The sequence below is a fragment of the Clostridium sp. LS3 genome, assembly GCF_055330225.1.
On sequence record NZ_CM143921.1, the window covers coordinates 3581436 to 3597371 of the forward strand.

The 15936-nt window shown below is 28.4% G+C and carries 13 protein-coding genes; all 13 read right to left on the bottom strand.

Annotated features, from left to right (window positions below; all coding sequences use genetic code 11):
• Positions 1-36 precede the first annotated feature (36 nt).
• The 13 genes from ACZJV1_RS16865 to ACZJV1_RS16925 all read right to left on the bottom strand — a co-directional run bounded on the left by ACZJV1_RS16865 (position 37) and on the right by ACZJV1_RS16925 (position 15855).
• Positions 37-1341, bottom strand: a complete 1305-nt coding sequence (locus ACZJV1_RS16865) for a pyrimidine-nucleoside phosphorylase (protein ID WP_411169011.1) — start codon at positions 1339-1341, stop codon at positions 37-39.
• A gap of 14 nt (positions 1342-1355) precedes the next feature.
• Entirely contained in the window at positions 1356-2438 is a 1083-nt protein-coding gene (locus tag ACZJV1_RS16870; protein ID WP_463650859.1) for a BMP family lipoprotein, read from the bottom strand.
• A 203-nt stretch (positions 2439-2641) separates the two neighbouring features.
• On the bottom strand, positions 2642-3391 hold the full coding sequence (locus tag ACZJV1_RS16875; RefSeq protein WP_463650860.1) for a response regulator transcription factor: 750 nt from the start codon (positions 3389-3391) through the stop codon (positions 2642-2644).
• 11 nt (positions 3392-3402) lie between these two features.
• Positions 3403-5154, bottom strand: coding sequence for a sensor histidine kinase (locus ACZJV1_RS16880; protein WP_460289377.1), 1752 nt, complete (start codon positions 5152-5154; stop codon positions 3403-3405).
• Between the two features lie 128 nt (positions 5155-5282).
• A complete protein-coding gene (locus tag ACZJV1_RS16885; protein ID WP_460289378.1) occupies positions 5283-6887 on the bottom strand; it encodes a CTP synthase in 1605 nt (534 codons plus the stop codon).
• 172 nt (positions 6888-7059) lie between these two features.
• On the bottom strand, positions 7060-7362 hold the full coding sequence (locus ACZJV1_RS16890; RefSeq protein ID WP_463650861.1) for a hypothetical protein: 303 nt from the start codon (positions 7360-7362) through the stop codon (positions 7060-7062).
• 133 nt (positions 7363-7495) lie between these two features.
• Entirely contained in the window at positions 7496-7912 is a 417-nt protein-coding gene (locus ACZJV1_RS16895) for a YwiB family protein (protein WP_460289380.1), read from the bottom strand.
• Positions 7913-7925: 13 nt separating this feature from the next.
• On the bottom strand, positions 7926-8915 hold the full coding sequence (locus ACZJV1_RS16900) for a tRNA 4-thiouridine(8) synthase ThiI (protein ID WP_463650862.1): 990 nt from the start codon (positions 8913-8915) through the stop codon (positions 7926-7928).
• 92 nt (positions 8916-9007) lie between these two features.
• Positions 9008-9661 (bottom strand): stage II sporulation protein R, encoded by a 654-nt coding sequence (spoIIR, locus tag ACZJV1_RS16905; RefSeq protein ID WP_463650863.1) that lies wholly within the window; start codon positions 9659-9661, stop codon positions 9008-9010.
• A 60-nt stretch (positions 9662-9721) separates the two neighbouring features.
• Positions 9722-10564 carry a 4-(cytidine 5'-diphospho)-2-C-methyl-D-erythritol kinase gene (gene ispE / locus ACZJV1_RS16910; RefSeq protein ID WP_460289384.1) on the bottom strand — a complete coding sequence of 281 codons (843 nt, stop codon included), beginning with the start codon at positions 10562-10564 and terminating at the stop codon, positions 9722-9724.
• 121 nt (positions 10565-10685) lie between these two features.
• On the bottom strand, positions 10686-13310 hold the full coding sequence (cphA, locus tag ACZJV1_RS16915) for a cyanophycin synthetase (RefSeq protein WP_463650864.1): 2625 nt from the start codon (positions 13308-13310) through the stop codon (positions 10686-10688).
• Positions 13291-14127, bottom strand: a complete 837-nt coding sequence (locus ACZJV1_RS16920; protein ID WP_463650865.1) for a cyanophycinase — start codon at positions 14125-14127, stop codon at positions 13291-13293. The genes cphA and ACZJV1_RS16920 overlap by 20 nt, the downstream gene beginning before the upstream one ends.
• 144 nt (positions 14128-14271) lie before the next feature.
• Positions 14272-15855 (bottom strand): DUF3794 and LysM peptidoglycan-binding domain-containing protein, encoded by a 1584-nt coding sequence (locus tag ACZJV1_RS16925; protein WP_463650866.1) that lies wholly within the window; start codon positions 15853-15855, stop codon positions 14272-14274.
• Positions 15856-15936 lie beyond the last annotated feature (81 nt).

The following is a 15936-nucleotide window of genomic DNA, read 5'->3' on the forward strand; positions in this document are numbered from 1 at the left end:
ATTTATCTCCTATCTATTTTATTTGTATTTATTAAACTACTCAATTATTTTATATATTATTTCATTTTTAGATGGTTTTTCATTTGAAATTGTATATGCTGATAATAACATTTCTTCAGATTTTTCGATTCTATTTTTATCACTAGTGTATATTGTAGCTAATAAATCTCCTTTATTAACATAACTACCCATCTTTTTAGCTAATATTATTCCAGCTCCATAATCTATTGAATCATCTTTAGTTTCTCTTCCAGCTCCAGCTAGTAATGATGCTATTCCTACTTTTTCTGCATTAAGCTCATATACATAGCCTTCTTCTTGAGCCTTAACTTCATGTACTACTTCTGAAATAGTAAATAAGTCTTTATTTTCAATTACTTTTACATCTCCACCTTGATTTATAACAAGTTCTTTTAATTTTTCAAGAGCCTGTCCATTTCTAAGTACTTCTTCTAATACTTCTCTACCCTTATTTACATCTTCTTCTACATTAGATAGCTTAAGCATTTGAGCACCAAGTCTTAAGCATAATTCTCTTAAATCTTCTGGTCCTTTATCACTTAACACTTCAATTACTTCTTGTATTTCTAATGCATTTCCTATTGCATGTCCTAGAGGTTCTCCATTTAAAGTTATAGCTGCTGAAGTATTACGATTTAAACCTTTACCTATAGATACCATTGCTTCAGCTAATTTTTCAGCATCTTCTTTAGTCTTCATAAATGCTCCATCACCATATTTAACATCTAGTAATATGGCATCTGAACCTGATGCAATCTTTTTACTCATTATACTTGCAGCTATTAATGAAATACTATCTATAGTTGCAGTAACATCTCTAAGTGCATATAATTTTTTATCTGCTGGAACTATATTTTGTGTTTGGCCTGCTATAACAAGTCCTGATTTATTAACAAAATTAATAAAATTCTCCTTGCTTACATTTATATCAAATCCTGGTACTGCTTCAAGCTTATCAAGTGTTCCACCAGTATGTCCTAAACCTCTTCCTGATAACTTAGCTACTTTTGCACCTGCTGCTGCTACCATTGGAACTAATATTAAAGAAGTTTTGTCTCCAACACCACCAGTACTATGTTTATCAACTTTAATACCATTTATTTCACTTAAATCAACTACATCTCCAGATTTTATCATAGCCATAGTAAGGTTAACTGTTTCTTCCTTGCTGAAGCCATTTATATATATAGCCATTAGTAATGCCGATGCTTGGTAATCTGTTACATCTCCTTTTGTATATCCCTCTATAAAGAATTCTATCTCTTCTTTACTTAATTCTTTATTATCTCTTTTTTTTGCTATAATATCAAATGCTCTCATGTTTACCCCTCCATTTAATCTTTATATTTATTTACTTTAACCCAGTCATCAAGTTCTTCCTTGCTTTTAGGTATAGTTAACTCATCATTTACTATTTTTGATTTTATTTTTTTAACTGTTTTCATTACATATGGATCTAATTCCACTTGCGACCCTTCTCTAGTAATATCTATAATTCCTTCTTTTAATCCCGATAAATGAACACCATCATTCCAACTGTTATCCTTTACATATTTAATTTCATTAAATATAATTTGATTCATATATCTTGTAGCTGTGGAAATTATAACATTAGGTTCAAAAAAATTCTGATTTTCATCTACTCCAAAGGCATATCCTCCAGATTCTTTTGCTGCTGAAAATACTCCTAGTCCAGAAGCTCCTGCTAAATGTTGAATATATTTAACACCTTTACTATACATTAAAAGTGCAGTTTCTCTAGCCTTTAACGGATTCTTAAAATCGTTTACTACTGCAGACATAACTTCCCCTTCAGGATTAACATATTTAAATCCTGCCTCAAATCCAATTGCTCCTTCTCTTAAATGAGGGACTTCCATTCCTAATATTATTCCAGCCTTTGGCATAAAACCACTAGCTTCATACTCTTTTTTGCTTAATATACCTGAAATAACACCATTTAAAAATGCTTGTTCTTCCCATCTTGTATAAATAGAGCTTACATTATTTGCTTCAAGCTTAGAGTCTATTAAAGTAAATTTCTGATTTGGAAATATTTCTGAAACCGCTTTCACATCATTTTCTTGTTCAGGACCAATAGCAATTATTAATTGATACTCCTCTGTTTCTGAAAATTCCATTAGACTCTTTTCATATTCCTCAGGATATATTGGTTCAGCATAATCAAATTCTATACCTAACTCCTTTTGAGCTTTTAATAAACCATCATAGATCAAGTCATTAAATGATTTATCACCTAATCCACTACCTGTAAAAACTACTGCTATCTTTAAAGTTTCTAAATCTTTTCTTTCCTTTAGATTATTATTCATATTAACACCTAAGGATGTTGCAAAAAATATTATTAAAGCTAATATTAATGAAACTATTAATATTGTATCTATTTTTTTAATCATTTACGCTCCTTTTCATTGGATAATAACCTATAATATTTTTTTGTTAATATAATTATACATAAATAAACGATTACTTTATATAAATAATATTGATATTATTTATAATTATTTGGATATAATTTTACTGTTAAAGTATAATTTCTAATATACACTTGTAATATATTGATTTTTCAGAATTTATTTGACATTTCATTATAATGTAATCAATATCTATCTTCTTCTGGAGAAACTCCAGTGTACTTTTTATAGTTTTTGGAAAAATATCCTGCATTTGAATATCCTACCTCTAATGCAATTTGAGATATCTTCATATCTGTCTTTTTTATAAGCTCACTAGCTTTTTTTATTCTATAAATTGTTAGATAAGTACTAAAATTTTCACCAACTTCTTCTTTAAAAAGTCTAGAGAAATACTCATGTGATAAATATACATGTTTAGCCACGTCTATTAATGAAATATGATTTTTATAATTATCATCTATATACTTTAAGGCCTTTTCTATAGATTTGGAATATTTCTTAGACTTAATAATTTCTTGGGAGTCTAATACCTCTTCTTCTTTTTTATTAATTTGAACTTTTATTTTATTATTAATTTTGCTTAGTATCTCCTTCAGTTCCTTTGGTCTAATATCTGATTTTATTAGATATTCGTAAACCCCACAACTTATTGCTTCCTTCGCATATGAAAATTCGGCAAAATTAGTTAGGATTATTATATATACTTCTGGCATTAATTCTTTTATTTTTCTAGATAACTCTATTCCATCCATTATTGGCATTTTTATATCTGTTATAATAACATCTGGCTTGGAACTTATAGCTAGATCATAGGCTTCTTTACCGTTATTTACACTACCTATTACATTAAACTCATCTGAAATATTTTTTATAGTATATCCTATCCACTCTCTTATTGGAGCCTCATCTTCAACAACTAATATATTCAACATATAAATCCTCCTTATTTAGGTAATTTAAATATAACCTTTGTTCCATTTCCTTCTTTACTTATAACTTCTATTCCATATTCTTTTCCGTAATTTAGTTGTATTCTTTCATGTACGTTAATTAATCCAACTCTATTTATAGACTCTTTATTGTTAAATAAATTATTTATTTGACTACTGCTCATACCCTTGCCATTATCAATTATTTCTAATTTTATAAATTTATCTTCTATATATCCTTTTATTTTTATTATCCCTCTATTATTTTCACTTTCCATACTATAAAATATAGCATTTTCTACAACTGGTTGTAATATTAATGCTGGAACCATCACACTTTTTATTTTATTATCTATATCAATATCAACTGTAAATCCATTAGGATATCTTATTTTTTGGAGTTCTACATATGTCTTAATTATTTCTATTTCATCCTCTAAAGAAATTAACTCACTAGCCCTCGGCAGTATATTTCTTAGAAGCTTGGAAAATTTATATAGCATTTCCTCTGCCTCTTCATTTTTATTCATAGAAACCAAAAATCTAACACCACTTAATGTATTATATAAAAAATGAGGATTAATTTGAGCTTGTAAAAAGCTTAATTCTGCAATACGTTTTTGCTTCTCTTTTTCCTTTATTTCTTCTATTGAATCATCTAACCACTTAACCATATCGTTAAAAGATTCTTCTAATTTACCTATTTCATCATCTCTATCAACTTCAACCTTAGCTTTTAAGTCTCCATTCATAACCTTTCCCATGGTATTTTTTATATTTATAACTGGCTTAGTAACCCACACGGAAATTTTATATATAACTATAAATGATATAATTATTACTAAAATTAGAGTTAATGAAAACTTTTGTGTTATTTGCTTTATAGGTTGCCTAACTATATGTAATGGAATTTCTTCTACTATTGACCATCCATACCTATCTAGAGTTGACACCATTTTCATATACTTTATACCGTCTCTTTCAAATATAGAGTACCATTCCTCAGTTTTTAAATGCTGTCCATAATCTAATTCTTTATAATAATTATTACCTATTAATCTTTTGTCTCTACTTGATATTATATCGCCTTTTAAATCTATTATATATATATTTCTACCATCTTTTATTATTTTATTATATCTATCATATAACATTTTTTCACTTACATCCATTATTAAAACGCCTAATGTTTCATCTGTAATTAAGTCCTTTATTAATCTACCCATTCTAAATATACATTTGTATGGGCCTATACCCTCTTCATCTTCAAAAGTGCTAATAAGTACAGTATTCCCATCAGCTTCTACTATTTCATTATACCAAATTTCATCTTTTATAGAGTTTATGTTATATTTATTTTTAGCATAAGTACTAAAATTCAAATCGTTTTCAGAAATTACATATAGTTCAGGCTTCATGTTATACTTACCATATTTCCATACCTGTTCATTAAGTAGTCCCTCTACATACTTATCAGCATTTATAAAATCCTCATCTCTCTTCATTACTTCTTCCTTAGGAATTGATAATACACTAATTAATTTATTATCTTCAACAATATTATTGCCTATCTCTTCAATATTAGATAAGAGTATTGAGATATTATCTGATATTTCTTGTAGAATTTCATTATTCATTTTTCCAATTTCTATTTGAACTATTTTATTAGTATCCTTTATTGCCCAAACTCCTATTACTACTGAAATAGTTATTATGAATAGAATTAAAAGCAAACACAATTTTAAAGTTATACTCTTTATTTTCATAAATTCTTATTCCTCTTTACCATTCTTTTATACAAATCATTTTACTAAATTTATATTATATATGTCTATCTATTATTTAAATAAAAAATACTGAGAGTTCTATAACCTCTCAGTATTTTCAACATTTTTTAATTATATTTCATTAATGAAGCCTTTATTAATCCAATAAATAATGGATGTGGTCTATTAGGTCTTGACTTCAGCTCAGGATGAAATTGAACAGATACATACCATGGATGATCTTTAATTTCAACAATTTCAACTAACCTTCCATCTGGGCTAGTTCCTGTAATATCCATACCAGCTTCTTTTATTACTTTTCTATATTCATTATTAAATTCATATCTATGTCTATGTCTTTCATAAATTAATTTATCATTATAAACATTATAAGCTGTACTATTCTCATCTAATTTACATGGATATAATCCCAATCTCATTGTTCCACCTAAATCTTCTACATCTTTTTGATCAGGCATTATATCTATTACTGGATATTTAGTTTCACAATCAATCTCTGCACTATTTGCCCCTTCATATCCTAATACATTTCTAGCAAATTCAATTACTGAACATTGCATTCCTAAGCATATTCCAAGGAAAGGCTTTTTATTTTCTCTTGCAAACCTTATGGCCTCTATTTTACCTTCAATTCCTCTATCTCCAAAGCCTCCAGGAACTAAAATTCCATCACAATCTCCTAAGGCTTCATTACTATTATTTCTATTAACATCCTCTGCATTAATCCACTTAATTTCTACATTACAATTGTTAGCTAAACCACCATGATTTAAAGCTTCAACAATTGATATATATGCATCATGTAACTCTACGTATTTACCAACTAAAGCTATCTTAACATGTTCTTTTAAGTTCTTTACTTTTTGAACCATATCAATCCATTCAGAATTATCTATATCTCTACATCCTAGTTCAAGTTTTTCGCAAACTAATCTATCTAATCCTTCTTTATGTAACATAAGTGGAACTTCATATAAATGTTCCGCATCTAAATTTTGTATAACACATCTAGCTTCTAGGTTACAGAATAATCCTATCTTGGATTTTATATCTTCAGATAACTCCTTTTGTGATCTACAAACAATTATGTCTGGTTGTATTCCTATACTCCTTAATTCTTTAACCGAATGTTGAGTTGGCTTAGTTTTTAACTCTCCCGCTTTCCCTAAGTATGGAACTAAAGTAACATGTATAAAGCATACATTTTCTCTTCCAACTTCATATTTAATTTGTCTTATAGCTTCAAGAAATGGCTGGGACTCAATATCTCCAACTGTTCCCCCTATTTCTGTAATTACTACATCTACATCTTTTTCTTTAGATACTCTATAAACCCTTTCTTTTATAGCATTTGTAATATGCGGTATAACTTGAACAGTTCCACCAAGATATTCTCCTCTTCTTTCCTTAGATATTACAGACCAATATATTCTACCAGTTGTAACATTATTGCTTTGGCTTAAATTTTCATCTATGAATCTTTCATAATGTCCTAAGTCTAAATCTGTTTCAGCACCATCGTCTGTTACAAATACTTCACCGTGTTGATATGGACTCATTGTACCTGGATCAACATTTAAATACGGATCAAATTTTTGTATAGAAACCTTTAGTCCTCTATTCTTTAATAATCTACCTAATGATGCTGCAGTTATGCCCTTTCCTAAAGAAGATACTACTCCTCCTGTTACAAATACATATTTAGTTTTCATACTATTCCTCCAAAAAAATAAAATTTTTAATTTATTTTCTTGACACTAAATCCCCTGTTTGATATAATCATAATTACCTCACTATTTATGATGGGTTTATAATGCCTAAATTCAATAAGTAGTATAATATCACAAATAAACAATAAAATCTAGTGTTTTTTTGTTATTTATTTTATATTATTTTATTTAAACCCTCTTCTATTTTAAAATACATTTCTCTAAACTCTTTATTAACCAATAACTTTTCTTGAGCTTTATTAATATTATAATTAATACTCTTATCACTAATTATTTCTAACATTTGCTTTACTTTCTCTTTATCAAGGCATTTATAATTCTTTAATAACAAAAGAAATAAATATTTATTTTCTTTCTTTTTTAATATTTTACTCATTTCTGTTGCGTCAATTCCTAAGTGTGCACATAAAACATTTATAACTATACTCGCTTTGTCTAAATTATTTGCACAATTCACAATATCACCTCTTATTTTTTATATTATTACCCTATTTCATAGCATTTATTCAATAAGAACACTTTATTATAAAATAAAAACCTTAGTAATAAAGCTTTATCTTTATTTGCTTTATCACTAAGATTTTTAATTATTAATTAGCTTTTATATTTACAGCTAATTTAGTCGTTATAGGAGGTTGACCTGCAAGTTCAAGAGAATATTTAGCTACTATATTTCCACCATTCTTGTCAATAGCAATATCTAAATCCTCAGTATGTATCTGTAAATCTAAAACTCCATAAGGGGTATTATATAGGGATATTGATGTTTCACCCTTTTTAAAGTCCATTTTTGCACTAGTACTTCCCTCTCTCTCAAGAATTAATGCATCATCTAACATTGTTAAAATAGTTGTCGTCCCATCCATACCTGATATCTCTGTTTCCTCATATACTGCTTTAAATCCATCTTCAGTAACAAAGAACTCTCCAGGTGTTACAACTTCTATTACGTCTTCTGTATCTAATTCATTAAAACTCTTTAATGATATAACCGCATTCTTATTCATTTACTACCTCCGTTTATTTTACAGAAATTAAATATTTTAAAAGTTCTTTTTCCTCTATAGAATTTACTATTCTGGATTTAGTAAATCTACTTCCAAAGCTTCCATGTTTAACTTCTATTTCTTTTTCATCTTTTCCCTTACTATATCTAGCTGCTATCCTAGCACCCAATTCTATATTTTCTTCTGTTTCATCCCCAATAAGTACAACTAAAGATCCTGAGAAATTTGAAACTAAGAACCTCGTATAATTTTTATCTAAATATTTCTTTATTTCTTTTGCTTCCTCAGCTGTTCTTGCTGATATTATCTTTGTATTTTCATCAATTCTAAAATGTCTACCATATCTTAATAATGATATTTCATTCTCAGTAATATTTTCATTTCTAAACAGTAGATCTTTAAGTCTTACAGCATAATTAGGTTCTGTTAGCTTACATCCACCTGCTGGAGATGGGTACTCCTTTATTCCCCATTTATCTGCTAGCTCAATTTGAATTTTCCTGGATCTTCCTGATATATCTAAAAGTTTCTCTCTATCTACAAGTCCATTTAACTCCATTTCAGTAGGTTCTAAATTTTTAGCACATAATGGTCTTAATATTTTATCACTAAAGCCTGATTCTTTTTTAACTATATTTAATGCTTGTCTATTTTGAGACATAGGTCTCTGATTTAACACTTCTCCAGTAATTATAAAATCAGCATTAAACTTTTTTAACATATATCCTGAATAATTCATCATCATCGCATGGCAATCTATACAAGGATTCATATTCTTACCAAAGCCATGTTTTGGTTTTTTAACCATACTCATGTGTTCATTAGAAAAATCAATTACTTCTAGTGGTATATTTATTTGTTTAGTCATTTTCTTTGCACTTTCTTCACTAAAGAAATAAGATTTAAAGCAAATACCTATAACATCTATCCCCTGATCCTTTATTAATTTTGCTGCTAAAATACTATCTAGTCCACCAGATATCATAGCTAATGCTCTCGTCATTTAATTTCCCCCTAAACTTGACATTTATATCTATCATATAGTTTAAATTTATTACTAAAATTTATCAACATTTATATTTTAACTTTTAAAGTTTATTTATCCTCTGCTTCATTATTTTTAGATAAAAACTCAAAGATTTTAGATTTAAATTTTATATTATTATCTTTATTTTTACTTTTTTTATTGCCGTATTTTTTTTCATTAATTAACATTTCCTCAATATTTTTAGAGTCAACAGCATCCTTAGTTCCATCAACAAAACATAGAGGAGGAAACATTACACACCACCAATTTTGTCCTTTAGATTCACCAATAAGAATTCTATAAGCTTCATATTCACCTTGTGGAAAAATTAAATCTCCGTAAGCTTTATCTGGAAAACTTTCTCTCGAAAGCATACTCGTTACCTCATAAGAATATCCATTCTCGTTCACTACACTTCTAGCTATATATTCTATATTATCTTTATTATCTATAATAAACTTTCTTGCCTCACTTAAATCTTTACAATTTTTTAAATTTCCTGAAACATATTCTATAACCTTATCTCTAACTTTTAACTTTAAATTTTGATCTTCTTCACTATCACTATTAGCTATTACATGAAATCTTATTATTTCATTAACTATATCCTCATAAACTAATTCCCTATCTTCTTCTAAGCCTTGTCCAATAACAGAACTTGAACAACCTGAGATACCAAACATAAAAAACATTAAACTAATCACCACTATAATCTTCTTCATATTGCAAAACCTCCTCATAGCTAAATTATTACCATTTTTTAGGAGGTCTATACTTATAAATTAAATTGTTCTTGTAATAAATACATCATTATATTTTTCTTTCATCTTCTCAAAGCATTTTTGAGCCTTAAGCATATCATCAAAAAAGGCAAAAACTGTAGGCCCACTACCACTCATCATAGTTCCTACTGCTCCAAAATATCTCATTTCCTCTTTTATATTTATTAAAACTTTATGCTTTCTTAAAGTTACGTTCTCTAATAAGTTTCTCATATTATTACATACTGTTTTTAAATCATCATTTTTTATAGCCTCAATTAAAACTTGTGTATTAGGATGATTTTTGGCTCTATCTAAATTAAATTCTTGATATACACTCTTAGTTGAAACTCCAAATGGTGGTTTTACTAATACTACAATCTTATCTTTAAATCTTGTAAGTTCAGTTACCTTTTCTCCTATCCCCTCACATAAAGCAGTCCCACCTTTTATACAATAAGGAACATCTGCCCCAAGTTTTAACCCTAATTCCATTAGCTCTTCATCAGATGCATTAATATTAAATAAATTGTTCATTATTTTCAAAACTGCTGCACCGTCCGTACTTCCTCCTGCTAATCCAGCACAAACAGGTATATTTTTCTTTATGTATATATTTACTCCACTATCTATATTATATGTTTCTTTAAACAACTTAGCCGCTTTATAAGCCAAATTCCTTTCATCTGTTGGTACATAAGGCCTATTACATTTTATATTAATTCCTTCTTTTTGTTCTTCTATGCTAATTTCATCATATAAGTCTATAGATTGCATAATCATCTCTAATAAATGATATCCATCTTCTCTTTTTCCTATTATATCTAAAGATATATTCACCTTAGCATAAGCTTTAATTCTCATACTTTCGTTTCCTTTCAACTATAATATAAATATTTCAAAATAAACTTCAGGGTTTAACTCTGAAGTTTATTTTAATTATATATTTTTTTAATAATATAGTAAACTAGGAATAATTAATCAACTAATTGGTATAACCAAAACTTAGATTAATTTTTTCATCTTTATAATCTGAAAATTCTTTTATAATACTAACAAGAGGTTCAATATCCTCAAAGAACACTACAACAGTATCTCCTTTTTTTGCTATATTAAGAGCTTTAACTAAGGCCTCTTCTTCTTTTAATACAACTTCGTATTTCCTTTTGCTATTTTTACTTAATATTCCATTAACTATTATTTCCGCTATTTCTCCCTTTTTTCTACCTCTTAAATTTTTATCTTCTTTAACAATTATATAATCTAAATATTCACATGATATCTTACCTATATCTAAAGCCATATCGTTACTTCTATCACCAGGTATTCCAACAACTCCATATATAGCCCCTCTATTCATATCTCTTACAGCTGAAAGAACTGCATTATATCCATCTAAATTATGTCCATAATCTAAAATTACGTTAATTCCATTTACATCATAACAATTAAATCTCCCTAAGTTTTTATCAGAGTTTAGTAAGTAGCTTGTAATACCATTCTTTATCATACAATAGTCTACTTTCATACCAACCAAAGCTCCACAAACAGCTAATATGTTTTCAATATTGAACTCTAATTTTCCATCTAAGGTTATTGGAACCTCATCCACTCTACATATTATATGTTTTTTACCTTCATTAACAACAACTATATCTTTGTTTTCTAAATATACAGATATACTACTTATCTTATTTTGTTTTAATAAAGGATTATTACAGTCCTTACTAAAAAATATTATATTAGCTTTTATTCTATTTAAAATGGATTTACTCCAATAATCATCTGCATTCAATACAACATAGCCACATTCTTTAACTGCTTCTCCAACTAAAGATTTTACATAGCAGAGTTTCTCCATGCTATCTACTCCATCAATTCCCAAATGGTCATCTCTTATATTTGTAATTACTGCTACATCAGCTAAATCATAAGCTAGCCCTTTTCTTATCATTCCACCTCTTGCTGTCTCTAAAACAGCAATATCTACATCAGGATTTAATAGTACTGATTTTGCACTTTCAAACCCAGTATCATCTCCGCAATCAATGCATTCATTATTTATATAAATACCCTCAGTACTTGTCATTCCTATACTGTATCCCATCTTAGATAAAGTATGACTTATAACTCTTGTAGTTGTTGTTTTTCCATTTGTACCTGTTACAGATATAACTGGAATATTGAAAGGCTTACCATCATACAGCATATTTACTATTTCTTTTCCTACATTCCTTGCCTTACCTTTACTTGGATTAAGATGCATTCTTAATCCAGGAGCTGCATTAACTTCCATTATTATACCATTATTAAAAATAGGTTTAGATATGTCCTCAGCACATATATCTATACCACAAATATCAAGATTTAATGCCTTAGCTGCTCTTATACACAAATTAATATTTTCATCGCATATTACATCGGTACAATCTATAGCTTCTCCACCTGTAGATAGGTTAGCATTTTTTCTTAAATATATTTTCTCTTTAACCCTTAATATATGATTCAATTCTTTTCCTTGCTCATTTATACACTTAATAACCTCATCGTCAATTTTAACCTTAGTTAAGGGCTTTTCATGATCTTCTCCTCTATCAGGATTATCATTTAATTTATTTATTAAATCTAATATTGTATCTTTTCCATCACCTTCTACACAGGGCGGAACTCTTAATGATACTGCTACAACTTTATAATTTATTACACAAACTCTAAAATCATTTCCCTTATGATGTTTTTCTATAATTAGATCTTTAAACTTTTCTTGCAATGATTTATAAGCTACTAATAGCTCCTTTTCATTCTTAATATTTAATATTACTCCATTTCCCTTATTTCCATATTGAGGTTTTAAAACAACTGGATATCCCATATTCTCTGCTTCTTTTAATAAGCTTATTATATTATTAACTTTTGCACCTCTTGCAACAGGAATATTTTGTATTCTTAATAATTCCTTAGTTAGCATCTTATCACAAGATATATCTACTGATACACACCTTGTATTTGACCCAATTGATGCTTCAATTATTCTACCTTGCTTACCATATCCTATTTGATAAAAATCTCCAGTTCCAAGTTTAGTAATTGGTAATCCAACTCTACAAGCATAGTCACATATAGACCTTGTACTAGGTCCCATAATCTCATCTTTTAAAATACTTTTTAAAAACTCTATTCTTTCATCATAATTTATTGGTATTTTTTTTATTAAAGCATTTATTATATCTATTGAAAGCTTAGCTGTTTCTAAAGCAACATTTTCATATATATATTGATAGACTAGATAATAATGATCATTTTTTATTTCTCTAGATTTCCCATAGTGTATATTTATTCCTAATTTATTTTGTATAGCTATTATTATATGCTCGCATATATGAGCTAAATACGTTCCCTCTCTTAGTCTTTTTACAAAACCTCTTTCTTCATCAATACCACATCTATGAGTATTTAATTCAGGAATCATATTAATTAAATTTTCATTAAAGTCTTCTATATCCTTACTTGGAGTTTCGCTATATCCCTCTAAATCAACATCTATCCTTATACATTTTTTATGAGAATAAATATTTTTTCCTTTAAAGACTTTAGTCTCTATTATTTTCATTTTTACAATTTTCCTCCTCAAAAGGTAACTTAGTTAGGAGATTAAATTTGTCTCCTTCCTTTAATACATGTAAACTAACGTTAAACATACTTAATACTTCATCTGAATATTGCTCTGATACATTGCTACGAGTTATATTTCTAGCATCTAAAAAATATACAGCTCCAGTTCCAATAACTTGAGTTTCTCCAGTATCTTTCACAACTATTGCCGTGTCTTCGTCTATACCAATTCCTAAAACCTCAGGATTTTGAGCTATTCCTGTTAATAATCTACCAATTCTTCCTCTTTGAGCAAAATGTTGGTCTATCATTATACCTTTAACAAAACCTAATCCCGGTGCCATTTTTAAAGTACATTTTCTAGGAGACTCTTCATCATCTCCTTTAACAATCATAGTATCACTCATAACAGATGCACCTGCAGATGTACCAACTATTATACAGCCTCTTTCACTTGCTTCCTTTAAAGCATCATAAATAGGAGTTCCTCCTACTAAGCTTGTTATCCTTAATTGATCTCCTCCTGTAAAAAATATAAGTGACGCTTGCTCTATGATCTTAATGTTTTCTTTATTTAAGGAATCTGACCTTTCTTTTATATTTAATCCTTTTATATTTATAACTCCTAGTCCATTAAAAACCTTAGTGTATTTATCTAAAGCTTCATTAGGGTATTCTGTTGCTATTGTGGCTATTAAAATAACATCTTTTTCTTTATTTATTGAGCTGCAAACTTTTTTTAATATTTCTTTATCTCCCTCTTTGTCTTCCGCCCCTCCAATTATTATTAAATCTCCCTTAATTTTTTCCGACATAAACTCACCTCTTATCATGCATCTTTATTTTATCCACACTAACATAATCTTATTCATTAAAAGTAATTAAGAGGCCATTTTTAGATATAACTAAAAATGAGGATGAAAATCTAAAAGATTTCCATCCTCATCTAGGTTTAAATATTAAAATATAGCTCTTCCTGGTATTATTAACTTATCTCCTTGTTTTATGTTTTGATTTATATCTAACTCATTTAATTTACTTAATTCATCCATAGTGGTGTTATATTTTTTTGCTAAACTCCATAAAGTATCTCCTTCACCAACAACATATATGGTTACTGAAGCCTTTTTATCTTTTGCTTCTGCAGGGCCTTCAACTACACCCACAACACACTCTTTATTCATTTTATAACAAAGCTTAATAGTTAATCCAACATTAGCTTTTACAGCTATTGAATTACCTTCTATACTCGCATCTATATTTTCTAAAGTTACCTTAATTAAAGCGTTCATTCCCTTTTTAGCATCTTTTATATCAGCTGCTGTAATGAAGGAGATTTCTCCATTTGCTATTCCGTAATTTAATTCATCTCCTGCAAGCTTATAAATAGCTAATATCTTAACTACGCCTTCAACTTTAACCTTATTATCTTCAACCATTTTATCTGTTATAAAAGGAGTTCCTGTTACACTTATAATTTGTTCTAATCTATCATCTTTACCGCTTAATTCAACGTTATCTTTAACCATGGATTCCATATTTGTTATCGAATGTATTGCTCCAAACTCTTTTGCATCCTTTTCCAAGTCAATATTCATAGTTGGACAATATGCATCCTTCAGCATTTCTATTTTATCCTTTGAATAAACCTTCACATTGCCCTTAATCAAGAACTCTATATCAACTACTCTATTTTCCCCTAAGTCATCTAAATTAACAGCATATTGATGATCTTTGATATTCATATTTAATGAACTAAGCATATCACCTGATATTCCTGGCATTTCTTCTTCTTTTGATAAATAAACATCATCCTGTAAAGTTACAAGTTCTTTATTCTCTTTTCCCTTATATAGAAGCTCAATTCTACAATAGCATCCAACATATACTTTATCTTCTACAACCTTTATTTCTTTTTTATGAAGATTCATAGAACATTTTAATACTTCTTCTATTTCAGGCTTATCCATTGTTACTTTCAACATAGATTTACCCATTAGATCTACTTCTTTTTCTCCCTTTACTCCGTTAAGCATTTCTTCTTTTTTCTGAGTTTGTATATCTCCTTTGCCTTCTATATCTTTTACATATTCAAATTCTCCATCCTTGTATACTTCCCACCTCAAGGTCATTATACCGTCAAGTCCCACTTTTCTCTCATTCATCCAATTAGCTTCAATATGTTCTATCTCACACTCAACATCGCATAATATATTATGTTCATCATTATTAAGATCAAGATAGTTGGCAAATTTATCAGTAAAAATAACTGAGTGTATTTTATTTGATGGAGATTCTGATATAGCTTCATCCTTTGGTAAATAAAATACTAAATAATTTAACTGACCTTCTACCATAACCTTGTCTCCAAGAGTCTCTTTATTTGTTATAGTAGCTTTTGCATCTACCCCCAATACTTGTTTCATATCAGGGTATTGTGAATCTCTTATTAAATATTCTCCTTTTAGTACATGATTTGTTAAGTTTTCCCTAAGTAATTGTTCATAATGAACGACCTCTTTTATTACATCTATTTGTGACATATAATCCCTCCCATACAATACCTATTATCAAATATATTTCTAACGCTATATATTTATTCAAACTTTTATATAATGTTTCTA